Below are 24,274 nucleotides of genomic sequence, written 5' to 3'. Positions count from 1 at the left end.
CGTTACGGGCGGCCGGGCCGGCCGACCGTCAGCGCACCGTGGTCCGCCCGCCCCCGCGCTGGTGCGGAAGCACGGTCGGCGCCGCGGAGGTGGAGAGCGGCGCGTCCTCCCGCTGGAGCGCGACCGTACGCGTCGGGGCGGGGATCGAGATGCCCTCCTCCCGGAACCGCTGGTGCAGGCGCTTGATGAACTCGTGCTTGATCCGGTACTGGTCGCTGAACTCGCCGACCCCGAGGATCGCCGTGAAGTTGATCCTGGAGTCCGCGAAGGTGTGGAAGCGGACCGCGCCCTCGTGCTCGGGGACGGCGCCGTTGATGTCGGCCATCACCGTGTCCACCACCTCCAGGGTCACGCGCTCCACGTGCTCCAGGTCGCTCTCGTATCCCACGCCGACCTGGACCAGCAGGGACAACTGCTGTTCCGGCTGGGTGTAGTTGGTCATGTTCGTCCGGGCGAGCCGCCCGTTCGGGATGATGACCAGGTTGTTCGACAGGTTGCGGACCACGGTGTTGCGCCAGTTGATGTCGACGACGTACCCCTCCTCACCACTGCTGAGGCGGATGTAGTCGCCGGGCTGCACCGTCTTCGAGGCCAGGATGTGCACGCCCGCGAAGAGGTTGGCCAAGGTGTCCTGGAGGGCGAGGGCCACCGCCAGACCGCCCACACCGAGCGCGGTGAGCAGCGGCGCGATGGAGACGCCCATCGTTTCGAGCGCGACGAGCACGCCCATGGTCAACACCACGATGCGGGTGATGTTGACGAAGATCGTCGCCGAGCCGGCCACCCCGGTCCGCGACTGCGCCACGGACTGGACCAGGCCCGCGATGACCCGGGCGGCGCTGAACGTGGCGAAGAGGATCAGCAGGGCGGTCAGGGACTGGTTCACGAGTCCCGCGATCCGGGCCGTCAGCGGCAGCGTCCCGGCCGCCACCGCGGCGCCGGCGATGACGGCCGCTCCCGGCGCGAGCGTACGCAGCGCGTCGACGATGATGTCGTCCCCGGTCCACTTGGTGCGCAGCGCGTGCTTGGCCAGCCAGCGCAGCAGCCCGCGCAGCAGCAGCGCGGCCACGCCTCCGGCGGCCAGCGCGATACCGGCCACCAGCCAGTCGTGCAGGACCAGACCCCGGGTCAACGCGGTCCCTCCGCTCCGCGCCGGACCGGGGGAGCGGCGACGGCCGCCGCGGGCCGTCGTATGGGGTGTGTCGTCACCTTGTCACCTGTCAGTTCGTCGTGCGGAGGCCCCGGTTCGGGCGGATGGGCGCCTCGGGAACGGGAGTCCATCCTGCCCCATGGACGGGGGTGACCCGGCGGCCGGGGCGGGCACCGGCCGGCCGGGCGAAAGCCCCGAAGCCCCGCTTGAGCCGACCGTCCCCGGGTAGGCGCCGATCGACGCACCGTAGATCGGCGGAGGTGGGCCATGGAAGCCTCGGTGGACCGGATCGCCGCCCCGTGGGGCGGCCGTACCCCGTACGCGCGGGGAGCGGACTGGCCGGTACGGACCGACACGCACCTCGCGGCCGGGACCGGCGTCGACGACGTCGACCGCTGGGTCCAGGCGGCGTCGATCCTGCACTCCGACGGGGACGCCATGGACATCGCCGTCCGCGACGGGCGCATCGTGGGCGTCCGCGGGCGCGCCGCGGACCGGGTCAACCGGGGCCGGCTCGGACCGAAGGACCTGTTCGGCTGGCAGGCCAACGCCGCCGATGACCGCCTGACGAGCCCCCTCGTACGCGAGGGCGGCCGGCTGGTGGCGTGCGACTGGGACACCGCGATGGGCAGGATCGTGGCCCGCTCGAAGGACCTCCTGGACCGGCGCGGCCCGGGCTCCATCGGCTTCTACACCAGCGGCCAGCTGTACCTGGAGGAGTACTACACCCTGGCGGTCCTGGCCCGCGCCGGCATCGGCACCAACCACCTCGACGGGAACACCCGACTGTGCACCGCCACGGCGGCCGAGGCACTGAAGGAGTCCTTCGGTTGTGACGGCCAGCCCGGCTCCTACGCGGACGTCGACCACGCCGACACCCTCGCGCTCTTCGGCCACAACATGGCCGAGACCCAGCCCGTCCTGTGGATGCGCGTACTGGACCGCCTCGACGGAGCCGATCCGCCGCGCCTGATCTGCGTGGACCCCCGCCCGACCCCCGTCGCCCGCAGGGCCGACGTCCACCTCGCGCCGCGCCCCGGGACGAACGTGGCCCTGCTCAACGCCCTGCTGCACGAGATCATCCGCACCGACCGCGTCGACCACGGGTTCGTCGAGGCGCACACGGTCGGCTTCGAGGAACTCCGGGAGCGGGTCGCCTCCTGTACCCCCCGGTGGGCCGCCGCCATCTGTGACGTTCCCGCGACGGCCATCACCGAGGCCGCGGAACTCCTCGGCTCCGCCGAGCGGCTCCTGTCCACCGTCCTCCAGGGCGTCTACCAGTCCCACCAGGCCACGGCCGCCGCCGTGCAGGTCAACAACCTGCACCTGGTCCGCGGCATGCTCGGCCGTCCCGGCGCCGGAGTGCTCCAGATGAACGGGCAGCCCACGGCGGAGAACACCCGCGAATGCGGGGCCGACGGCGACCTGCCCGGCTTCCGGAACTGGCAGAACGACCGGCACGTCGCCGACCTGGCCCGGGTGTGGAACGTCGAACCGTCGACCATCCCGCACTACGCGCCGCCGACGCATGCCATGCAGATCTTCCGCTACGCCGAGCAGGGCTCGATCCGGATGCTGTGGATCAGCGGCACCAATCCGGCGGTCTCGCTGCCCGAACTCGCCCGGATCCGCTCCGTCCTCGGCCAGGACCGGCTGTTCACAGTCGTACAGGACCTGTACCTCACCGAGACCGCGCAACTGGCCGATGTCGTCCTGCCCGCCGCGACCTGGGGCGAGAAGACCGGCACCTTCACCAACGCGGACCGCACCGTCCACCTGAGCGAGAAGGCCGTGGAGCCCCCCGGCGAGGCCCGCCCCGACCTCGCGATCTTCCTCGACTACGCGCGCCGCATGGACTTCCGCGACAAGGACGGCGGCCCGCTCGTGACCTGGGACGGGCCGGAGGAGGCGTTCGAGGCGTGGAAGCGGTGCAGCGCCGGACGGCCCTGCGACTACACCGGCATCACCTACGACAAGCTGCGCGGCGGCAGCGGCATCCAGTGGCCGTGCGACGCGGACCATCCCGAGGGGACCGAGCGGCTCTACACGGACGGCATCACCTGGGCCCACCCGGACGTCTGCGAGAGCTACGGCAAGGACCTCGTCACCGGGGCCTCCGTGGAAGTGGTGGAGTACCGCTCGCTCAACCCGGACGGCAAGGCCGTCCTCAAGGCGGCCGAGTACCAGCCGGCCCACGAGGAACCCTCGCCGGAGTACCCGCTTCGGCTCACCACCGGCCGGACCCTCTACCACTTCCACACCCGCACCAAGACCGGCCGGGTCCCCCAACTGAACGCGGCGGCCCCCGAGGTGTGGGTGGAACTGTCCGCCGTGGACGCGGCCGCCCGCGGGCTCGCGGAAGGCGACCTGGTGGACGTCACCACGCCCCGCGGCTCCCTGCGCGGCACGCTGCGGATCACCGCGATCCGCGAGGGCCTGCTCTTCGTCCCGTTCCACTACGGCTACTGGGACACCGCCGAGGGCTACGGGCCCTCGGGGGACGGGCCGGGCAGGGCGGCGAACGAGACCACCGTCACGGACTGGGACCCGGTGTCCAAGCAGCCGCTCTTCAAGACCGCCGCGGCCCGCCTCACCCTGGTCCGGCCGGGCGACGGGGTCCCGGCGCCCGCCCCCACCACCACCGCGTCCGCGCCGGTCGACCCGCGCGGGATCAGCCCCACCACCGGCGGCCCCGAAGCCCACGCGACCCAGCGCACGGACGGCCCCCGGCCCGACGTCACACCGAGTGAGGCGGCCCGGTCATGAACGGCACCACCCTGACCCTGCGCACCCTGCACCACGGTGAACGGCACCTGGAGAAGGAACTGCTGGCCGCGGCCGAGCGGCACCGCGCCGAACACGAGGTCCACCACATCGCCCGCGATCTCGCCCGGTGGTCGCACGAGCACGCCGCCCGCCTCTCGGAGGCGGCCCGGCACTACTCGCTCGACCTCGACGCGCCGCCCGACCACCCCGATTCCGGCGGTCCCCTCACGGCCCTGCGGGAGAGGGCGGCGGAGGCCCTGGGCAGGCGCCCCGAACCCGGCCTGCTCCTGCTGCACGACCTGAAGGACCTCTACCTGGCCGCCGCGGAGAACTCGTTGTACTGGGAGATGCTGGCGCAGACGGCGCAGGCCACCCGGGAGGCCCGCCTCCTGGAGCTCGCGGCCTCCTGCCATCCGCAGACGCTGCGGCAGGTCCGCTGGGCCAACACGATGATCAAGAACCTTTCGCCGCAGATCCTGTCCGGCCTGTGACGGTCCGGCGCGGGCCCGGCTTTTGACGATCCGGCGCGAGGCGGCGGCCCCTTCGGGTCATTCGGCCTCGTTGGCCCGGCGCACCCGCTCGTCATCGGCCTTGGGCTGCGCGCCCGTCCCGGTCCGCGAGGGAGCCCCGGGCGCGCGACCGTGGTCGTCCACCGTTCCGCCCTCGTGCTGGAGCGCGGGCCGGTGCGGGGGCGGCGCCGGCCGCTCCTCGTTCCCGTTCCCCTCTTCCGCCCCGCCCCCCGGCGGGTTCGCCGGGCGCAGGGAGCGCAGCTCGCGGGCCGTCGCGTCCGCGTCGGGGAGCGTCAGCGCGAGGCGACGGAATCCCGCGTCGCCGGAGAGGTCCAGTCGGAGTACCGGGCCTTTGGCCCGTACGGACACGAAGTCGTCGCCCTCCGGGGAACGCCTGACCCCCACGCACCGCCCGGGCCGCCAGCTGCCCGTGGTCGGCACGCCGCGCAGCACGCGCCACCAACTGGACTCGACCGCCACGTCGCGCACCGCCGCCACCGGGACGCGGATGTCCCGCCGGCGGCGCACGGCCAGCCGCTCGCGCAAGGACAGCCGGACGACGACGTCCGTCCCTTCCACCGACAGCCGGGCCATGGCGTGCCTCCTTCGGCCTCGCTCGCGCCTCTCCGAGGGTGCGTCTACCCGGGAGACCCGTCCGCATGGCCCGTCGCTCCGCCTTCCCGCCACCGGTGCCCCGAACGGCGGACTCCGGCCGGTGGTAGGCCACCGGCCGGAGTCCTGTGCGCGCGGGCGCAGGGTCAGCGTGCGTCGCGGGGCATCTCCATGCCCTCGTCGCCCGTCATGTCGTCGTCGAGCGCGCGGTCGTGCGACACCTCACCGGGCTTGCGCTGGCGTCCGCCGCCCGGACGCATCGACCCGGGGTCCTGGCCGGGCTGCTGCCGGCGCGGCTGCCCCTGCTCCTCGCGGCCCTTGCCCGGCTGCTGGTTCTTGTCCCGCATACCGCCCATGACGGTTCACGCTCCTTGATCTCGTCGGAGGGCCTCATTGGCCTCCACGCCCATGACGCTGCCACGGTCTGCTACGGCGCGCACCTTTTCGGTGACCGAGCGTGTGGTTCGGGGGGTGGCTCAGCGTCTTCGGCGCGGGACGGAGGCATCCGAAGAACCGGGTGGTTCGCGCGCATGGGGAGGGTCGGCCGGGGCACTGGCTCCTTCGGAGGTTGATAACTATGGTTCCCCTGCTTCTCGTCCTTCTGCTCGCTCTCGTCCTGTTCGGCGCCGGCTTCGCGCTGAAGGTGCTGTGGTGGGTCGCGATCGCGGTCCTGGTGCTGTGGCTGATCGGCTTCGTCGCCCGTCCCGCGGGCGGTGGCGGACGCTGGTACCGCTGGTAGCGCACCGCCGCACACGCGCACACGAGTGGGGCCCCCTCCCGACCGGGAGGGGGCCCCACAGCGCTGACCGGCTCCGCTGTCCGGCTCAGCCGGTGCTCAGCACTGCCGCAGGCCGTAGGCCGGGTCGTTGTTCGTGTTGACGTCGACGGCGGGCACGTTGCCCCAGGCGCCGTTGTCGAGCTGCGTCCAGTACCAGATGTCGTTCTGCCCCTGGTGCGGGTCGCCGTGGCCCCAGCACACGAACCAGTTGTAGCCGGTGGTGAGCGTGCCGCGGGTCGCGGAGCGGTACGAGCGGTCCGCGTACCCCTTGGCCCCGACCTTGTTGCCGCAGTAGAGCCGGCCGTCCGAGTGGACGCCGCAGTCGGCGGTGGGCTTGGCGGGGGCGGCGGGCGCGGCGCTCGCCGCGGGCAGTCCGGTGGCGGTCAGGGTGGCCGTGAGGGCCGCCGCGCCGGTCAACAGGGCGATCTTCTTGCGTACGTTCACCGTGTACTCCTCGAATCCTCGGATGTGTCGATCAGTCGACGTATCGCTGTGGTTGAAGATGTGTCAGGGGCAGGTGGGGACGCCGTCCAGCCAGGCGGGACCCTGGACGTAGATGTTGGTGATCCACGCCTGGTAGTCCGGCAGGTAGGACCAGGCGTCGTTGTGGTAGCCCTCGGCGTCCACGGGCTGGGCGTGCTTCTGGCAACCGATCCGCACCCGCGTCGGGCCGTCGAACTTGTGGACCCGCGCGCTGGTCGTGGACGGTTCGGAATGCGTCCACACGTCCGTGCCCCAGGTGGAGAAGGTGCCGCCCTGCCCCGGGTCGGCGCCGATGCGGACGGCCCCGTTGTAGTCGCCGCCGAGCCGGACGTCACTGACCATCACGTGGGTGCCGGACTGCCGGGCCTCGACCATCTTCCCCGCGCCCAGGTAGACGGCGATGTGATGGATGCTGTTGTCCCCGCCCCAGGCCAGCAGGTCACCGGGCAGCAGTGGTCCGGTGCCCTGGGACGCGCCGAACCGGGCCGTCACCCGCGACGAGTGGTACTGGCCGTTCGCCGTACCGGCGAGGATGTCCTGACCGGTGGCCTGGGCGTAGGCGTAACGGACCAGGCCCGAACAGTCGAACCCGCGCCGCTCCGGGTCGTGCTGACTGGCCGGATCGGAAGGATCCACCTGCCCGTAGGTGGCGCCCGGCTGCGGCCCGTGGCCGCCTCCCCACGTGTACCAGACGCCGATCTGCGAGCAGGCGGCCCGCACCGCGGCCTGCGCGGCGGCGGACGCCCCCGGCGCGAGGACGTCGCAGCCGGCTTCGGCGGCGGCCGGTCGGGCGCCCGCCGCCGGAGCGGCCCCCGCCTGCGGCGCCGTGGCCCCCACGGCGCAGAGCGCCAACAGGCCGACCGCCGCGACGGACCGCCTCGTTCTGTCAAGGATGGTGCGCATGCCCGGTTCCCCGTTCCCCATGGTGTTCTGACGGGTCGTGTGTTCTCGACGGGTCGTGACCCTCCGCCAGGTCGGCCGGTGACCGTCGTTCGGGTCGGAACACGGCCACCGGCTGCGGTGGTTCGAGACTGGGCCGTGCCCGGCGTCGCTGTCGAGACGCCACGCGTCGCCCTTGCCGTTGGGAAACGGGAAACCCCCGGGGAAACGGGCCGTTTTCCCCGGAGTTCCGTTGTCCCGGGGGTTCCGTTCTCCCGGGGGTTCAGTCGGCCGCCCCCGGACACACCCGGAGATAGGGGAGCCCGGGCAGCAGTTCGACCCAGCGCGCGGGGCCGGTGTCCCCCAGGAGGCGGCACAGCGCGGCCGTGCGCTGCGAGACGTCGGTGTTCCACAGCCGCACCGTGCCGTCGTTGCTGCTGCTCGCCAGCGTGTCCGGCCGCGCCGGGTCGAAGGTGACGCCCCACACGGCTCCCGTATGGCCGCCCAGCGTCGCGGTCTGCTCGCCGCGCCGCGGATCCCACAGCTTCACGCTCTGGTCACTGCCGCTGCTCGCCAACGTCGTGCCGTCGGGGCTGAACGCCACCGCCCGTACCGACCCGCTGTGTCCGGCGAGGGTACCGGCCGAGGTGAGCCGGGCGGTGTCCCACAGCCGGACCGTCCCGTCGTTCCCGCCGCTGGCGAGGGTCCGCCCGTCCGGGGAGAACGCCACGCCGCGGACCGAGCCGGTGTGGCCGCGCAGCACGGCCCGCGGGGCCCGCCCGGCGGCCCCCGCGTCCGCCACGTCCCACAGTCGTACCGTCAGATCATCGCTCCCGGAGGCGAGCGTCCGGCCGTCCGGGCTGAACGCGACGGCGTTGACGAAGTCCCGGTGGGCGTCGAGGGTGGCCTCCCGCCGGCCCGTGCCCACGTCCCACAGCACCACGGTGCGGTCCGCGCCGGCCGAGGCGAGCGTCCGGCCGTCCGGGGAGAACGCCACCGCGAAGACGGAGCCGCCGTGACCGGTCAGCACGGCGACCGGTTTCCCGCTCGCCGCATCCCAGGTCCGGACCGTACGGTCGGCCCCCGCGGCGGCGATCAGGCGCCCGTCGGGCGAGAAGGCGACGGCGAACACCGAACCCCCCGAGCCGGTCAGGGTGGTGCGCAGCCGGCGCCGGTCGGGCTCGAAGACCCGTACGGTGTGATCCGCCTGAGCCGACGCCAGCAGCCGGCCGTCCGGGGAGAACGCCGACTGCCACGCCTCGCTGAACGGCCGGGTGGCCAGGGCGCCCCGGCCGGGGTCCCAGAGCACCACGGACTGGTCGAACCCGCCGGTGGCGAGCCGCTCTCGGGGGCCGGCCGCGACGGCGAGCACATAGTCGGTATGACCCGACAGTGTGCTGATCAGCTTGTCGGTGGCCGGGTCCCAGGACTTGACCGTTCCGTCACCACCGGCGCTGAACAGGGTGTCCCCCGTCCGGCTGAACACGACCGCGTTCACATCGTCGCCGTGTCCGGTGAGCACCGCCCGCGCCGTGCCGTCCGGCAGGTCCCACAGCCGTACGGTGCGGTCGGCGCCGCCGGAGGCGAGTGTCCTGCCGTCGGGGGCGAAGGAGATCCCGAGCACCTGGTCGGTGTGACCGGTGAGCACCTGCGGCCGTCCCGGGTCGGCCGCGTCCCACAGCAGCACGCTCCGGTCGGCGCCGGCGGAGGCCACGCGGGAGCCGTCCGGGCTGAACGCCACGGCCATCACCGCGTCCTCGTGCCCGGTCAGGACCGCCCGCGCGGTGCCGTCCGGCAGGTCCCACAGCCGCACGGTGTGGTCGAGGCCGCCGGAGACCAGGGTGCGGCCGTCCGGGCTGAACGCCACCGAACGGACCGGCCCCCGATGCCCCGTCAGGGTGGCGGCGAGCCGCCGTGCGCCCACGTCCCACAGGCGCACGGTCCCGTCCGCCCCCGCCGTCGCCAGCCGGCCGCCGTCGGGCGCGAACGCCACCGATTGCACCGCCCCGGTGTGCCCGGTGAGCGTGCCGAGCGGCCGGTGCCCGTCCGCGTCCCACAGACGGACCGAGGAATCCGAACTCGCCGAGGCCAGCACGTTGCCGTCCGGGCTGTACGCGACGGAGTTGACCGCCCCCGTGTGCCCGAGCAGCCGCCCGGTGAAGAACTGCGCCTGGCTGCTCAGGAGCGCCCCCCGGGCCTCCGCGGTGGGCGCCGTGCGGTAGGCGGCGGCCGCGAGCAGCATGGACGCCTCCGGCTGCCCCGCCGCGAGGGCCCGCGACCGGACCGCCATGGCCTGCGACTGCGCCGTACGCCGCTGGTCCAGCGCCCGCGCACGTTGCTGGAAGGCCAGCGCCCCGGCCACCAGTGCCACGGCGAGCAACCCCGTCAAGGTGATCACCAAGGCCCGGCGGATCCGGCTCTGGCGCCGCACCGCCCGGCGCCGCCGCTCCTCCTCGGCCTCGCAGGCTGCGACGAACTCCCTTTCCTCGGGCCCCAGCTGCGACGGGTCCTGGCGCTCGACCCACTCCCGGACCCCGACGAGCCGACTGCCCCGGAAGAGCAGGCTGGGGTCGCGCCCGCCGCGCATCCACTCGGCGCCCGCGTCGGAGACCCGCTGGCGCACCACCAGGGCCGCCCGGTCGGACTCGATCCACTCGCGCAGGCGCGGCCACGCGTGCAGCAGCGCCTCGTGGGTGATCTCCACCGAGGCCCCGTCGGCGGTCACCAGCCGGGCCTCGATGAACGCGTCCAGCACCCGTCCGCCCGCACCGGCGTCCGCCACCTGCCGCAGCAGCCGGTCCCGCTCGACCGGCCTGCGCGTCTGGGTACCCGAACCGTCCGCGAGGTGCACGAGCCGGATCAGCAGGTGCCGCGCGATGCGCCGCTCGGCGGTCCCCAGCCGGGCGAAGACGGACTCGGCGGTGCGCGCGACGGCCCCGTGGATCCCGCCGGTCATCTCGTACCCGGCCACCGTGAGCGTCCTGCCGGAGCGTTGCTGCCAGGTGCCGAGCAGCGCGTGGGCGAGGAGCGGGAGGGAGCCGGCGTGCGCCGCCGAGCGGTCCCCGAGGTCGCGCAGCAGCAGTTCGACCAGGCCGACCTCCAGGGTGAGCCCGGCCCGCGCCGCGGGCGCGCAGACGGCCTGGCGCAGTTGCGCGTCGGACATCGGGCCGAGGGCGAACAGACCGTGCGTGAAGACCTCCACCAGCTCGGGGTGGTCCAGGCACTGCCCGCAGAAGTCGGCCCGCATCCCGATGACGACGGCGATGGCGGAGCGGCCGGCCAGCGAGTGCAGCACACGGACGAAGGCGCCGCGTTCCCGGTCGTCCTCGCAGAGTGTGAAGACCTCCTCGAACTGGTCGACGAGGAGCACCAGTCCGGGCCGGCCGAGAGAGCCCGCCACCGCCTCCGGCAGCCGGTCCGGTCGGTCGACCAGCTCCTCGGGAGTGATCGCCGCCGCCGGGGCCCCCAGTACGTCCGCCGCACAGCGCAGCAGCTCCTTGAGGGGGTGCGCGCCCGGCGCGCACACCACCACCGGCCAGTCCCGCGACCCCGCGACCGGCAGCGCCCCGCGGCGCACCGCGGGAAGCAGCCCGGCGCGCAGCAGCGAGGACTTGCCCGCGCCGGACGGTGCCACCACCGCCACCGCGCCCCGCCCGATCCGCTCGGCGAGCCGACCGGTCAGCTCGGCGGTGGCGCTCTCGCGGCCGAAGAACCACTCGGCGTCCCCGGGCCCGTAGGCGGCCAGACCCCGGTAGGGGCAGACCGCGCCGGAACCCTCCGCGTCGGGCCCGTCGTCGCCGGTGCGGGCCGGTGGGACGGCCGGTACGGGCGGGACGAGACGTACCAGTTCGCCGCCGGCGTCGAGGGCCGCGTCGCACCTGCGGGCGACGTCGGGGGTGGGCGGCTTCCGCCCGTTCTCGATCTTGCTGAGGTAGCCCTTGCTGTAGTGGATGGTGCGGGCCAGGTCCGAGAGCGACACATCGCGCCGCCGGCGCAGGCGTCGTAGCTCGGCCGCGAATCCATCGAGGGTCTCGTCGTCCGTCGGCACGGGGCCTACCTTCCCTCGCGGGCGGAAGGTACGCCTGAACGGGAACGAGTTCGCCCGCTCCGGTGGTGCCGGCCCGACGATCCACCGACGACCGCCGCCGGGCCGGGCGTCAACGTACCGGCACCAGACGTCCCCCCGCGTCCCGCGGCGCGCCCGCGCCGCGCGGCCACGCGCGCCACCAGGGGTCCCTGGCCCCCGTAGGCTGCCCCCGCCACTTCGCCCCGCGAACCGAGTTGAGGAGCAACGTGCCCCTGACCATGGACCGTCGCCTGGCCGTCAGCGCGGCCCTGATCGCACTGGTGACCGGGCTCGCTCCCGCCACCACCGCCCACGCCGTCCCGACCGCGCCGACGCTCCGCGGCGTCGGGGCGGCGCCCGATCTCGACGCCCTGACCCGGGCGTTGCGGAACACGACCGCCGCGGGAGCCCCCGGCGCCATGGCCCGTCTCACCGGCCCCTCGGGCGTACGGACGGAAGCCGTCGGAGTCCGGGACCGGTCCACCGGAGCCGCGATGGACCCCAACTCCCGCTGGCGCATCGGCAGTGTCACCAAGACGTTCTCCACCGTGGTGCTGATGCAACTCGTCGACGAGGGGGCGATCGGCCTGGACGTGCCCGTCGACCACTACCTGCCGGGCCTGCTGCCCGACTCCCGGATCACGGTCCGTCATCTGCTCACCCACCGCAGCGGCCTCGCCGACTACACCAACGCGATGTTCGACCGGACCGTCCCCGGCTTCGAGGCGGTACGGAACAAGGTGTTCGACTACCGCGACCTGGTGAGCCTCTCCCTGCGCGAGCCCCGCACCGGCGCGCCCGGCGCGGCCTACTCGTACTCCAACACCAACTTCGTCGTCGTCGGCATGCTCATCGAGGAGGCCACCGGGAACCCGATCGCCGAGGAGTACGAACGGCGTGTCATCAAGCCGCTGAAACTGCGGAACACCTCCTACGTGCACCCCCGGACCGAGATCAAGGGCCCGCACGCGCACGGCTACCTGTACCCCGACGAGGCCGGGGCGCAACCGGTCGACGCCACCGAGCAGACCGCCTCCTGGGCGCAGTCCGCCGGCGCGCTGATCTCGAACGCCGCCGATCTGAACACCTTCGTCTCCGCCCTGCTGGGCGGCCGGCTGCTGCCGGCGCGCACGCTCGACGCCATGCTCGCGATGACGCCCACCGACGCGACGAACAGCCGCTTCTACGGTCTGGGCCTGCGCCGCTACGACCTGTCCTGCGGTACCTCGGTGTACGGGCACACGGGTACGGTCCAGGGCTTCTACACGTACGCCTTCGCGACCCGCGACGGCTCCCGCACCCTCGCCGCCATGGCCAACACCTCCAACCGGGGCCAAGCCAACACCGCGCTCGGCGGCACCCTCGAAGCGGCCTTCTGCGGCACCCGACCCGCCACCGCGAAGGGCCCGGCCCCCCGCCGCGGCTTCGCCGCGCTGCCCGCCGACGCGGACCTGCCCGAGCGCGGCCAGGTGCGCTGATCCCACCCCGGCCCGGCGCCCTGCGGCGCGTCATCACGGCGCCGGCGCGGCCGGGACGGTACCTCTTGTGGGGGGCCGCCGCCACGGCGCCCCCACATCGGGCGAGGGACGGAGCGCGGCTGTGCGGGATTCGACGGGTGACGCGCTGGGCGCTCCGTGCTGGGTGAGCCTGGCGACGCGGGACCTGGAGGCCGCCCAGCGCTTCTACGGGGCGGTGCTCGGCTGGTCGTTCCGGCCGGGCGGACTCGGCGAGGGCCTGGCCGTCGCCGAGGTGGAGGGCGCGCCCGTCGCGGGCATCGGGGCCCTGGCCGGGGAACTGGAGGTGCCCGCCGCGTGGACGGCCTACTTCGCCGTCGAGAGCGCCGACGAGACGGTGGCCCGCATCCGCGAGCGCGGCGGGACGGTGGGGGTCGGGCCCGTCTCCTTCGAGACCGGCGGACGCGGCGCCCTGGCCACCGACCGTGACGGCGCCGTCTTCGGGATCTGGGAGGGCATCGTCTTCTCCGGTTGGCGCGTGGGCTCCGGCCACGCCCCGGCCTGGTTGGAACTGCTCACCCTCAACGCCTTCGACGCGGCCCTCTTCTACGGCGAGGTGCTCCAGTGGACCAACGGTCCCTGCGAGATCTCCTACGAGGACGACCAGGTCGTCCTGCGCCACCTCGGCGAGCCCGTCGCCCGGCTCAACAGCGGGCCGGTGGAGACGGCGGCGCTCCAGCCGCAGGTCCGGCCCCGCTGGCGGGTCCACTTCCGGGTCCCCGCGCTGGAACCCGCCCTGGAGGCGGCCGTCGCGCTCGGCGGACGCGTCATGTCGGACATCGAGCAGAACGCCGCCGAACGCTGGGCCGCCCTTTGCGACCCCGACGGCGCCCTGTTCACCGTGACGGCGGCCCTGGCCGACACCCGCTGAGCCGCGCCCCCGGCCCGCCGATCCCGGCGGGACGCGAGCGGGGCGTCACTCCGCGCGGCGCTTGTCCTCGTCGCTCCACTCACGCGTGTCCCGCGGTTCGACGTACGGCTCCCGGTCCGGCGGGAGGCCGCCCGCGATCGCCCGTGCCCGGCTCATCTCGGCGTCGAACTCCAGGCCGAGGAGGATGGCCAGGTTGGTGATCCACAACCAGATCAGGAAGACGATCACACCGGCCAACGTCCCGTACGTCTTGTTGTACGAACCGAAGTTCGCGACGTACAGCGCGAAGCCGGCGGACGCGGCCATCCAGATCAGCAGGGCGAGGAAGCTGCCGGGGGTGATCCAGCGGAAACCGCGGCCCTTGGCGTTGGGCGCCGCCCAGTACAGCAGGGCGATCATGATCGTGACCAGGAGGACCAGGACGGGCCACTTCGCGATCGACCACACCGTGACGGCGGTCTGCCCGAGGCCCAGGGCGTCCCCCGCCCGCCGGGCGAGAGCGCCGGTGAACACCACGATCAGCCCGCTCGCGCAGGCCATGACCAGCAGCCCCACCGTCAGGGCGAACCGCAGGGGCAGCACCTTCCACACGGGCCGCCCCTCGGGCACGTCGTAGACGGCGTTGGAGGCGCGGATGAACCCGGCGACGTACCCGGACGCCGACCACAGGGCGGCGATCAGGCCGACGACGGCGACGACCGACCCCAGCCCCGTGCCGCCCTGGAGCTGGCGCACCGCGTTCGAGATGATGTCGCGCGCCGAGCCGGGCGTCAGCTTCTGGAGGTTTTCCAGTACCGACTGGGTGGCGGACTTCCCGGCCACGCCCAGCAGCGAGACCAGCACCAGCAGCGCCGGGAACAGCGACAGGACGGCGTAGTACGTGAGGGCGGCGGCCCGGTCCGCGAGCTCGTCGTTCTGGAACTCCCGGACGGTCCGTTTCAGCACGGCGCCCCAGGACTTGCCGGGCAGCTCGGTCGGCTCGTCCGGCGCCCTGCGCTCCACCTCGGGACCGGGACCGGGCCCGCCGGCGCCGAGGCTGTCACCGGGGCCGTTCCGGCGAACGTCGTCCGCGGCGGGCGCCGCGGGCCGGCCCCGCCCGTCGTGGTCGCCCCTGTCACGTGCGGCTGGAGTGTCGTTCATGCCAGGCGGATGTCCACTCGCGCACGGGCGAAACCTCACCCGTCCGAGCCGCGGGCCGCGTCACCCCCGCGTTTGCGGGCACACGCGGGTAGACGACAACGGCAGGGCGATGACAGAACGCCGAGCCCCGGCGGAAGGCGGCGCGGATGTGGACGACGACGGCCGGTGAGCACGTACCGGCAGGCCCGGTATGGCTGCACCTGGCACTGATGGCCGTGGCCCTGCTCATCCTGGTCTACAACCTCAAGCGGAGCAGCCGCTGACCCGCGAGGGACGGCGCGCACCCCGCTCACCACCCACAGGAGACAGACATGGAATCGACTGTTCCCGTCCCGTCCCCCCTCCTCGACGAAGCCAGGACCGCGCTGCGCGACGTCGGCGACCCCGCGGCCCGCGCCCTGGTCCTCGCGGTGCTCGCCGCGGCGCGGGAACTCCAGGAGCTGGCCGGGACCGCCGAGCGCCTCGACGCCCGCCTGGAGGCCGTGAACCAGTACCTCGGGGCCATCGCCAACAAGCCGTAGCCCCTCCACCCACCCGGCGGACCGCGCATGGGAGCCACGAGGCGGGGCAGCCGCCCACCATCGGTACAGCGGCAACGAACGGAAGTGGTGCGGGTGCGTCTGCGCAGCGTCGGGGTGGAGGAAGAACTCCTCCTGGTCGGATCGGAGAGCGGCGAGCCCCTCTCGGTGTCGGGCGCGGTTCTGGCCGAGGCGGAGCGGCACGGTGTGGGGGAGGAGGAAGGCACCTTCGAGAAGGAGCTGATGCGCGAGCAACTGGAGTTCTCCACCAAACCGGTGACGGAGATGGGCGAGCTGGCCGAGGAGATCGTCCGATGGCGTTCGGAGGCCGCCCGGCACGCGGCGAAGGCCGGCGCCGAGGTGGCCGCCCTCGCCACCTCGCCGCTGGCCGTACTGCCCTCGACGAGCCCCGGGGAACGCTACCGGTGGGTCGCGGAGCGGTTCGGCCTCACGGCGCAGGAACAGCTGACCTCCGGCTGTCACGTGCACGTCGGAGTCGACTCCGACGAGGAGGGGGTAGCCGTGATCGACCGCATCAGGCCCTGGCTGCCCGTCCTCACCGCCATCAGCGGGAACTCGCCCTTTTGGCAGGGCCAGGACAGTGGGTACGGCAGCTACCGCAGCCGGGTGTGGAACCGGTGGCCCTCCGCGGGGCCGACCGAGCTCTTCGGCAGCGCCGACCGGTACCACGAGCAGGTGACCGCCATGGTCGCCACCGGGGTGCTCCGGGACAAGGGGATGATCTACTTCGACGCCCGGCTCGCGGCGAACTACCCCACCGTGGAGATCCGCGTCGCCGACGTCTGCCTGGAGCCCTCCACCACGGTCCTGCTCGCGAGCCTCGTCCGCGGACTCGTCGAGACGGCGGCGCGCTCCTGGCAGGCCGGCGAACCGCCGGCGCGCATCGGGGTGAGCCTGCTCCGGCTGGCGTCGTGGCGGGCGGCCCGCTCGGGCATCGACGGGCCCCTGGTCCACCCGGCGACGATGCTGGAGGCGCCGGCCCGCGCGGTGGTGGACGCGCTGTTCGAGCACGTCCGTGAAGCCCTGGAGGACCACGGGGACGCCGTGGCGGTCCGCCGGGGCATCGAGGAACTCTTCACGCGCGGCAACGGAGCGCGCGTCCAACGGGAACTCCTGCGCAGCACCGGGGACTTGGCGGCGGTCGTCCGGGAATGCGCCCGTATCACCACCTCCGCCGCCCCCGCCACCGCGTAGCCCCGGCTCCTGGCCCCTTCCCTATGCCGGTGCCCCGCCCCTCCGACGAGGGGCGGGGCACCGGCACGCGGGGCGTGCGCTCGGCGGCGGAGCGCCCGACGGCCCGCGCGTCACCCGGCCAGGATCGAGTCGTCGAAGGTGCGGGCGCCCGGGAGCCGGTAGCGGGCGGCCGCCAGCGCGGCGTCCACACTGGAGGTGCCCGTCGCGACGCAGAGGGTGTGCGCGACGTCGTCCATACGACCGCGGGTCTCCGGGGTGTCGTCGTGTGCGCACAGGACCGCCAGCGCCCAGTAGCGCTCGACGAGACCGGACAGCACGGCCGGGTGGGCCATCAGCATGGGCGGATCCTTTCGGGAAGCCGGACGATCTTGGCCTTCGGTTGCCCCCGTTGTCCGGCCCTACACCCGGCCCGCCCACCTCGGACTCCGCCGATGCCCCGCGGGGGATGCCACGGTCCGCACGGGGTAACCGCGTCGGCAGGAACGGCACCCCGACGGAGGAAAGGACACGGTGAGGATGATGGCGATGAGGGCAGTGGGGTGGGCCCGTTCCTTTCCGGTGGCGAACGGCGTCCGCGCGGCCAGGCAGTGGACCGCTCAGCACCTCTCGACGCTGGACTGGGCTCCCCACGCCCCCGACACCGTCGACTCGATCCTGCTCAGCGTCTCCGAACTCGTGGCGAACGCGCACGTGCACGCCGCCGAGACCGCGCACCTCGTCCTGACGTGGGACGGCCAGTGCCTGCACGTGAGCGTCGCCGACGCCGATCCCCGGCTGCCCCGGCCCCGCGAGGCCGACGCGAGCGCCACCTCCGGCCGGGGCCTGGGGATTGTCGACGCCCTCGCCGACACACTGGACGTCCACGCCTTCCACGGCGGCAAGGCCATCGACGCCTGCTTCCACCCGCCCGGGATCCCGGCCCCCCACGCCGAGCCCGCCCCCGAATGAACACCGGCGACCGGCCCGCCCCCGGATCGGGGCCGGGCCGGTCGCCGGGAGCGGTCCTCAGCGCACCTGGATGCCGATGAGGCAGGTGTCGTCGTCGGTGTCCGACCGGCTGTGCGTCAACAGCCGGTCGAGCCGCCGGTCCAGCGAATCCGCCTGCCGCCCCGCGAGGGACAGGAGCTGCGACAGGGAGTCCGTCACCGAGACGTCGCGGCGCTCGACGAGCCCGTCGGTGTACATCAGCAACGTGTCCTCGGGCTCCAAGACCTCCTCCTCTTCCTCGAAGTCGGCCTCCGGCAGGGCCCCGAGCAGCAGCCCCTGCGCCATCGGGAAGGCCCGCGCCTCGGTGCCCCGTACCAGGACCGGCGGCAGGTGCCCGGCGCGCGCCCAGCGCAGGACCCGCGTCCGCGGATCGTAGACACCGCACACGGCCGTGGCCGTCACATTGCTGGTCAGGTGGTGGGCGACGGTGTTGAGCCAGGACAGCAGCTGTGCCGGGCCGGCCCCGGTCACCGCGAGACCCCGTAGGGCGTTGCGCAGGATCACCATGCCGGTGGCCGCCTCGATGCCGTGTCCGGCGACGTCCCCGACGGACAGCAGCACCTTGTCGTTGGGCAGGACGACCGAGTCGTACCAGTCGCCGCCGACCATCGCCTCCGACTCGGCGGGCCGGTAGCGGACCGCGATGCGGATGCCGGGCACCTCCAAGGGCGCGGGCGCGGGCGGCATGATGGCGTGCTGGAGCTGGAGGGCGAGCCGGCTGCGCTCGGCCGCCTCCGCCTCGGTGTGGGCGAGCTGGTCCCGGGTCGCGGCGAGGGCCACCTCCGTCCAGTGCTGGGAGGAGATGTCCTGGTAGGCGCCGCGTACCGCGTGGAGGCTGCCCCGATCGTCGAGGACGGGTTCCGCGACGAGACGGATGTGCCGGGTGATGCCGTCGGGGCGCTGGAGCCGGAAGTCCACCGAGGATTCGCGCAGGTGGTGCAGGAGCGTGCGCAGGAACCGGTTGATGGAGACCACGTCGTCGGGGTGGGCGTGGCTCCGCAACTCCTCCAAGGGGACGGGGGAGGAGGCCATGGGCCGCCCGTAGAGGGTGAACAACTGCCCGTTCCAGGTGATCTCACCCGTCGTGATGTTCTCCTCGAAGCCGCCGACCCGTCCGAGGCGCTGGGCGTGCTGGAGGAGGCTGGCCAGCCGCGCCGTCTCGTCCTCTATCCGCCAGATGAGCAGCAGGGCCGAACCGTGCCGGCTGATGCTGGCGTCCGCGATGGCCGTGAGGGGCACGTCGTCCACGAACGCGGTCAGCGCCATGCGCTGGGTCCGGCAGGGCTCGCCGGTCGCGTAGACTCGTTCGAGTTTGTCGAAGAGCCCGTTGTCCTCGGCGGCCGCCGGGTAGGCCTCCAGGAACGACGAGCCGCACACCGAGGTGCGCGGCCGTCCGGCGGGGTCGATGAAGCGGTCGTTGGCGTGGTGGACACGGAAGTCCGCGAGCCGGCCGCCCGCGTCCAGGCAGGGCGTCAACACCAGGGCCGGGTCATACAGGTTGTCGGCGAGGTTGACCATCTCGGCCACCCCGGCGCAAGCCTGCTCCGGGACCGCGGGCTCGGCGGACGGGGTCACGTCCTGATCGCCCAGAGTGTGCGCGCACAGTTCGGCCAACGCCTCCAACTGGCGCAACACCTGCGGGGGTTGCGGTTCGAGCGGATCGGGCCAGCACACCTCCAGCACGCCGTGGATGCGACCGCCGGTGCCGGCGGGCACCACGACGCGACCACCCGACGGGTGCTGACGCCGGCCGATGGAGGGGATGCCGGAGTCGCTCAGTCGCGGTACGACCGTCAACTCGCGCTTGTCCAAGGCCAAATGGGCGCAGGTCGCGACCTCCGGGGGAACGTAGCGCCAGCGGCTCGCCTCCTCCTCGGGGAAACCCGCGTGCCCCACCAACGTCAGCGAGGAATCCGAGCCCGCCACCCAGATCGCGACGCCCTGTGCTCCCAGCGGGACCAAGGCGTTCTCCAGCAGGGCCGCGGCCACCGCCTGGGAGTCGGCGGCGGCCAGCAGCCCGCTCTCGGCGGCGCGCAGCCGCACCGCCGGCGTGCTGGCGCCCGGCGCGGGAGCCGGCCGGGCGGTGTGCTCCAGGAACTCCCGCGCGACCTCGCTCACGTGATCACGCGCGGCCTGGTTGACCACGTCGACGGCCAGCGCGAGCAGGGTCGCCCCGGACTGCTCGGCCAGCTTCGCCAGTTGCCGCGCCGCCTCCGCAGGACCGCATCCGAGGCGCCCGACGAGCACGCCCTTGGCCATCTCGACCAGCGCCCGGCCGTCCGCGGCGGCCTGGGCCTCCCGGACCTCCTGACGCAGCCGCTCGACGGTCGCGGCCAGCCGCCCGGCGTCGGTCACCGCCGGGGACGCGCCGGTCCGGGCCGGCGGGAAGCCGGGACCGGGGCCGTCGCCGCCCCTGCGCGGGGGAAGTTCCGGCGCGGTCGGCACGTCACCGTGCTCGTCTCCTGCGTAGGTGGGGCTGTTCACCGCGGACCGGCTTTCTCGGCGGGGGAGGGGGGTCGGACGTCAGACACCGGCGCCATCCTCGGCCCCCTGTGCGGACTCCTGCGGGAGCAGCCAGCGCCGGACCCGGGCCATCAGGTCGTTGGCGTCGACCGGCTTGGTCACGTAGTCGTTCGCGCCGGAGGCGAAACTCTTCTCCCGGTCGCCCGGCATCGCCTTCGCGGTGACCGCGATGATCGGCAGCTCCGCGTAGGCGGGCATCCGCCGGATCTCGGCCGTCGCCGCGTACCCGTCCATCTCCGGCATCATCACGTCCATCAGGATCAGGTCGATGCCCGGGTTCGCGGCCAGTGCCTCGATGCCCTTGCGGCCGTTCTCGGCGTGCAGGACCTCGATCCCGTGGAGTTCCAGGATGCCGCTGATCGCGTAGAGGTTGCGGGCGTCGTCGTCGACCACCAGGACCGACCGGCCCGCCAGGCGGTCGTCGACGTGCGCCGCCGGGTCGGAAGCCGGCGACGGCGCGCCCGTGCGCACCAGCGGGGGTACGGCTCCGGGCCGCTCGGCCGACAGGTGCAGCGCTATGCGCTCGCGCAGCTCGTCCAGGCTGGAGAGGACTTCGAGCGGCTGGTGGGCGGTGTGCCGGGCCAGGTCCGACCGCTGGGCCGAGGTCAGCCGGCGGCCGTCGTGCGCGAGCACCGGCAGGGACGCCAGGGCCGAGTCGCCCGCCATGGCGTCCAGGAAGCGCAGCGCCTCGCCGTCGCTGCCCAGATCGAGGACGACACAGTGGAAGGAAGCCTGCGCGAGGACGGCGGCCGCCTCCACGGCCGTGACGGCGGTCGCCACCTCGACCTGCTCCTCCGTACCCGACGCGGCCCGCCCCGCCGCGAGGTCCCGGGCGGCGCTCTCCGCGACGAGGCTGAGCAGGCCGTTGCTGCGCTCCTCGATCACCAACAGCCGTCGGGGGTGACGGGTGTCCCCGCCGGCGACGGGCAGCGCGGCCACCGCACCCTCGGCGGGGCCGACCGGCGCCGCGGTGTCGCCCGCCGAGCCCGCCTCCAGGGCCGGCCCCTCCGGGCCGCGGTCGTGGAAGTCGTGGTAGGAGACGGGCAGGTACAACGTGAAGACGGAGCCCTCGCCCGGCACGCTGCGCACCGTGACCACACCGCCGAGCAGCCGCGCGATCTCCCTCGTGATCGACAGGCCGAGCCCCGTGCCGCCGTATCTGCGGCTGGTGGTGCCGTCGGCCTGCTGGAACGCCGCGAAGATGGCCTCCAGTTGCTGTTCGGCGATGCCGATGCCCGTGTCCACGACCCGGAACGCCACCACCGATCCGGCCCGGTCCAGGTGGACGGGCAGCTCGTCGGCACCCGCCGGTTCGATCCGCAGCTCCACCCGGCCGTGCTCGGTGAACTTGACCGCGTTGGACAGCAGGTTGCGCAGGATCTGACGCAGCCGGGAGTCGTCGGTCAGCAGGTCGACCGGCACCCCCGGAGAGGTCACGATCTCGAATTCGAGGCTCTTCTGGGTGGTGAGCGGCCGGAAGGTGGCTTCCACATAGCCCAGGAGCTGCTTGAGGGACACCCGTTCCGGGTTGATGTCCATCTTCCCCGCCTCGACCTTGGACAGGTCGAGGATGTCGTTGATCAGCTGGAGCAGGTCGGAGCCCGCCGAGTGGATGATCCCGGCGTACTCCACCTGCTTGGCCGTGAGGTTGCGGGTGGGGTTCTGCGCCAGGAGCTGGGCGAGGATGAGCAGGCTGTTGAGCGGGGTGCGCAGCTCGTGGCTCATGTTCGCCAGGAACTCGGACTTGTACTTCGACGCCAACGACAACTGCTGCGCCCGGTCCTCCAGTTCCTGCCGCGCCTGCTCGATCTCCAGGTTCTTCGTCTCGATGTCCCGGTTCTGGGTCGCGAGGAGGGCGGCCTTCTCCTCCAGCTCCGCGTTGGAGCGCTGGAGTTCGTCCTGCTGCACCTGCAGCTGCTCCGAGCGCGCCTGCAGCTCGACCGTCAACCGCTGGGACTCGCCCAGGAGTTCGTCGGTACGGGCGTTGGCGACGATCGTGCTGACATTGACGCCGACGGTCTCCATCAGGCGGCCCAGGAAGTCGCGGTGCACCGGCGTGAAGGTCTTGAAGGTGGCCAGCTCGATGACGCCGAGCACCTGCTCCTCCACGACGATGGGCAGCACGATCAGCCCCGCCGGGGCCGAGCGGCCCAGCCCCGAGGAGACCACGTAGCCCGGCGGCACCTCGTCGGCCACGATGATCCGCCGGCTGCGTGCCGCCTGGCCCACGAGCGTCTCGCCGCGCCGCAGGCGCACGGACGCGGGGCTCCCGGCGGGTCGGCCGTAGGAGCCGATGAGGGACAGCCACGTCTCGCCGTCGGCCTCCTCCGCGAGGTAGAAGGCGCCGTAGCTGGCGTCCACCAGCGGGGTCAACTCGTCCATCACGAGTTCCGCGACGGTGGAGAGGTCGCGGTGGCCCTGCATCAGGCCGGAGATGCGCGCCAGGTTCGACTTGAGCCAGTCCTGCTCCTGGTTGGCGCGGGTGGTCTCCCGCAGGGACCCGACCATCGAGTTGATGTTGTCCTTGAGTTCGGCGACCTCGCCGGAGGCGTCCACGGTGATCGAGCGGGTCAGGTCGCCCTCGGCCACGGCGCTCGCGACCTCGGCGATGGCCCGCACCTGGCGCGTCAGGTTCCCGGCCAGCTCGTTCACGTTCTCCGTGAGCCGCTTCCAGGTGCCCTCGACACCCTCGACCTCCGCCTGACCGCCGAGCCGGCCCTCGCTGCCCACCTCGCGCGCCACACGCGTCACCTCGGCCGCGAAGGAGGACAGTTGGTCCACCATCGTGTTGATCGTGGTCTTCAGCTCCAGGATCTCGCCCCGCGCGTCCACGTCGATCTTCTTCGACAGGTCGCCGTTGGCGACGGCGGTGGTCACGAGAGCGATGTTGCGGACCTGGCCGGTGAGGTTGTTCGCCATCGAGTTGACGTTGTCGGTGAGGTCCTTCCACGTGCCCGCCACGTTGGGGACGCGCGCCTGGCCGCCGAGCCGGCCCTCGGTACCCACCTCGCGGGCGACGCGGGTCACCTCGTCGGCGAACGCGGACAGCGTGTCCACCATCGTGTTGATGACCCCGGCGAGCGCGGCGACCTCGCCCTTCGCCTCCACCGTGATCTTCTGCGAGAGGTCGCCCTTGGCGACGGCCGTCGCGACCTGGGCGATGGAGCGCACCTGCCCGGTCAGGTTCGACGCCATGACGTTGACGTTGTCGGTGAGGTCCTTCCAGGTGCCCGACACCCCGCGCACCGTGGCCTGACCGCCCAGGTTGCCCTCGGTGCCGACCTCGCGGGCGACCCGGGTGACCTCGTCGGCGAAGGCGGAGAGCTGGTCGACCATCGTGTTGATGGTGTCCTTCAGCTCCAGGATCTCGCCCCGGGCGTCGACCCGGATCTTCTGCGAGAGGTCGCCCTTGGCCACGGCCGTCGCCACCTGGGCGATGGAGCGCACCTGGGCGGTGAGGTTTCCGGCCATGAAATTGACCGAATCGGTGAGGTCGCGCCAGGTGCCGGAGACGCCCTTGACATCGGCCTGGCCGCCCAGGATGCCGTCCGTGCCCACTTCGCGGGCCATTCGGGTGACCTCGTCGGCGAAGGCGGAGAGCTGGTCGACCATCGTGTTGACGGTGTCCTTCAGCTCCAGGATCTCCCCGCGGGCGTCCACGGCGATCTTCTGCGACAGGTCGCCCCGCGCGACCGCGGTCGCGACCTGCGCGATGTCGCGGACCTGCGTGGTGAGGTTGCCCGCCATCGCGTTCACGGAGTCCGTCAGGTCCGCCCAGCTCCCGGATACGCCCGGGACCTCGGCCTGACCGCCGAGGGTGCCCTCGGTGCCGACCTCGCGGGCCACGCGGGTCACCTCCGAGGTGAACAGCGACAGCTGGTCGATCATGCCGTTGAAGACGGTCGCGATCTCGCCGAGGAGACCGTCGGCCCCGTCGGGCAGCCGGGTGCCGAAGTCCCCGTCACGCACGGCCGTCAACCCGGCGAGCAGCTGGCGCAGCTCCGGCTCTCCCACCGCGCCCGGGGCCACCGGGGCGTCCGGGTCCGGGCCCTGCGTGACCGTAGCGTTCGTCATGTTCTTCCCCACCATCTCCCGACACCTCGCACGGACGGGACGAGGTCTTTTCGTCTCGCGCCGGGACGTAGTCCACCACATCCCGGGCCGCCGCAGGTCCCCGGTGGGAGCCTCGGCACCGTCTCCGGAAAAAAATCCCCACGGCCCCGTGTGAGGTCCGATTCTCGGGGCAAGCGCGTCTCGTCAGCC

Annotated in this window: 18 protein-coding genes and 2 pseudogenes; 8 read left to right on the top strand and 12 right to left on the bottom strand. The window is 73.2% G+C overall.

Features of this window, described 5'->3' with window-relative positions; genetic code table 11:
* Positions 1-28 precede the first annotated feature (28 nt).
* Positions 29-1,132: a mechanosensitive ion channel family protein gene (locus ACFVXJ_RS02760; protein WP_389657469.1), complete on the bottom strand. Its 1,104-nt coding sequence runs from the start codon at positions 1,130-1,132 to the stop codon at positions 29-31.
* Positions 1,133-1,417: 285 nt separating this feature from the next.
* Between ACFVXJ_RS02760 and ACFVXJ_RS02755 the strand changes: the two genes are divergently transcribed.
* Positions 1,418-3,916 (top strand): molybdopterin oxidoreductase family protein, encoded by a 2,499-nt coding sequence (locus ACFVXJ_RS02755; protein ID WP_389657467.1) that lies wholly within the window; start codon positions 1,418-1,420, stop codon positions 3,914-3,916.
* Entirely contained in the window at positions 3,913-4,407 is a 495-nt protein-coding gene (locus ACFVXJ_RS02750) for a hypothetical protein (protein WP_389657465.1), read from the top strand. Before ACFVXJ_RS02755 ends, ACFVXJ_RS02750 begins: the two co-directional genes overlap by 4 nt.
* A gap of 57 nt (positions 4,408-4,464) precedes the next feature.
* On the opposite strand, the gene ACFVXJ_RS02745 is transcribed toward ACFVXJ_RS02750, so the two are convergent.
* Complete coding sequence (locus ACFVXJ_RS02745; RefSeq protein WP_389657462.1) at positions 4,465-5,019, bottom strand: hypothetical protein; 555 nt, start codon at positions 5,017-5,019, stop codon at positions 4,465-4,467.
* Between the two features lie 164 nt (positions 5,020-5,183).
* Positions 5,184-5,393, bottom strand: a complete 210-nt coding sequence (locus ACFVXJ_RS02740) for a hypothetical protein (RefSeq protein ID WP_389657460.1) — start codon at positions 5,391-5,393, stop codon at positions 5,184-5,186.
* Between the two features lie 221 nt (positions 5,394-5,614).
* Between ACFVXJ_RS02740 and ACFVXJ_RS02735 the strand changes: the two genes are divergently transcribed.
* Positions 5,615-5,776: a hydrophobic protein gene (locus tag ACFVXJ_RS02735; protein WP_361311860.1), complete on the top strand. Its 162-nt coding sequence runs from the start codon at positions 5,615-5,617 to the stop codon at positions 5,774-5,776.
* Positions 5,777-5,872: 96 nt separating this feature from the next.
* Here the strand turns inward: ACFVXJ_RS02735 and ACFVXJ_RS02730 are convergent, their stop codons facing one another.
* The 5 genes and pseudogenes from ACFVXJ_RS02730 to ACFVXJ_RS02710 form a co-directional block, all read right to left on the bottom strand.
* Positions 5,873-6,259, bottom strand: a complete 387-nt coding sequence (locus ACFVXJ_RS02730; protein WP_361311858.1) for a hypothetical protein — start codon at positions 6,257-6,259, stop codon at positions 5,873-5,875.
* Positions 6,260-6,322: 63 nt separating this feature from the next.
* Positions 6,323-7,201 carry a C40 family peptidase gene (locus ACFVXJ_RS02725; protein ID WP_389657456.1) on the bottom strand — a complete coding sequence of 293 codons (879 nt, stop codon included), beginning with the start codon at positions 7,199-7,201 and terminating at the stop codon, positions 6,323-6,325.
* 259 nt (positions 7,202-7,460) lie between these two features.
* Positions 7,461-9,419 (bottom strand): WD40 repeat domain-containing protein, encoded by a 1,959-nt coding sequence (locus ACFVXJ_RS02720; RefSeq protein WP_389658586.1) that lies wholly within the window; start codon positions 9,417-9,419, stop codon positions 7,461-7,463.
* A gap of 336 nt (positions 9,420-9,755) precedes the next feature.
* Positions 9,756-11,024 (bottom strand): annotated as a pseudogene (locus ACFVXJ_RS02715) (ATP-binding protein); the annotation flags it as partial.
* 3 nt (positions 11,025-11,027) lie between these two features.
* Positions 11,028-11,225: pseudogene (locus ACFVXJ_RS02710) on the bottom strand (helix-turn-helix domain-containing protein); the annotation flags it as partial.
* Between the two features lie 245 nt (positions 11,226-11,470).
* Here ACFVXJ_RS02710 and ACFVXJ_RS02705 point away from each other — a divergent pair.
* Together ACFVXJ_RS02705 and ACFVXJ_RS02700 are read left to right on the top strand one after the other, a co-directional pair.
* Positions 11,471-12,721 carry a serine hydrolase domain-containing protein gene (locus ACFVXJ_RS02705; protein ID WP_389657453.1) on the top strand — a complete coding sequence of 417 codons (1,251 nt, stop codon included), beginning with the start codon at positions 11,471-11,473 and terminating at the stop codon, positions 12,719-12,721.
* Positions 12,722-12,842: 121 nt separating this feature from the next.
* Complete coding sequence (locus ACFVXJ_RS02700; RefSeq protein ID WP_389657450.1) at positions 12,843-13,628, top strand: VOC family protein; 786 nt, start codon at positions 12,843-12,845, stop codon at positions 13,626-13,628.
* A 45-nt stretch (positions 13,629-13,673) separates the two neighbouring features.
* On the opposite strand, the gene ACFVXJ_RS02695 is transcribed toward ACFVXJ_RS02700, so the two are convergent.
* On the bottom strand, positions 13,674-14,768 hold the full coding sequence (locus ACFVXJ_RS02695; protein ID WP_389657447.1) for a YihY/virulence factor BrkB family protein: 1,095 nt from the start codon (positions 14,766-14,768) through the stop codon (positions 13,674-13,676).
* A gap of 311 nt (positions 14,769-15,079) precedes the next feature.
* On the opposite strand from ACFVXJ_RS02695, the gene ACFVXJ_RS02690 reads away from it, so the two are divergent.
* Together ACFVXJ_RS02690 and ACFVXJ_RS02685 are read left to right on the top strand one after the other, a co-directional pair.
* Positions 15,080-15,289 carry a hypothetical protein gene (locus tag ACFVXJ_RS02690; RefSeq protein WP_389657444.1) on the top strand — a complete coding sequence of 70 codons (210 nt, stop codon included), beginning with the start codon at positions 15,080-15,082 and terminating at the stop codon, positions 15,287-15,289.
* 99 nt (positions 15,290-15,388) lie between these two features.
* Entirely contained in the window at positions 15,389-16,501 is a 1,113-nt protein-coding gene (locus tag ACFVXJ_RS02685) for a glutamate--cysteine ligase (RefSeq protein ID WP_389658583.1), read from the top strand.
* Positions 16,502-16,611: 110 nt separating this feature from the next.
* On the opposite strand, the gene ACFVXJ_RS02680 is transcribed toward ACFVXJ_RS02685, so the two are convergent.
* Entirely contained in the window at positions 16,612-16,839 is a 228-nt protein-coding gene (locus tag ACFVXJ_RS02680; RefSeq protein WP_389657441.1) for a DUF5133 domain-containing protein, read from the bottom strand.
* 187 nt (positions 16,840-17,026) lie between these two features.
* Between ACFVXJ_RS02680 and ACFVXJ_RS02675 the strand changes: the two genes are divergently transcribed.
* Complete coding sequence (locus tag ACFVXJ_RS02675) at positions 17,027-17,449, top strand: ATP-binding protein (RefSeq protein ID WP_389657438.1); 423 nt, start codon at positions 17,027-17,029, stop codon at positions 17,447-17,449.
* A gap of 57 nt (positions 17,450-17,506) precedes the next feature.
* Here the strand turns inward: ACFVXJ_RS02675 and ACFVXJ_RS02670 are convergent, their stop codons facing one another.
* Both ACFVXJ_RS02670 and ACFVXJ_RS02665 read right to left on the bottom strand, forming a co-directional pair.
* Positions 17,507-19,972: a SpoIIE family protein phosphatase gene (locus ACFVXJ_RS02670; protein WP_389657435.1), complete on the bottom strand. Its 2,466-nt coding sequence runs from the start codon at positions 19,970-19,972 to the stop codon at positions 17,507-17,509.
* A gap of 39 nt (positions 19,973-20,011) precedes the next feature.
* Positions 20,012-24,085, bottom strand: coding sequence for a HAMP domain-containing protein (locus tag ACFVXJ_RS02665; RefSeq protein ID WP_389657432.1), 4,074 nt, complete (start codon positions 24,083-24,085; stop codon positions 20,012-20,014).
* Positions 24,086-24,274 lie beyond the last annotated feature (189 nt).

The sequence above is a fragment of the Streptomyces sp. NPDC058279 genome (assembly GCF_042881255.1).
GTDB lineage: Bacteria > Actinomycetota > Actinomycetes > Streptomycetales > Streptomycetaceae > Streptomyces.
This window is presented reverse-complemented; position numbering and strand designations above follow the sequence as displayed.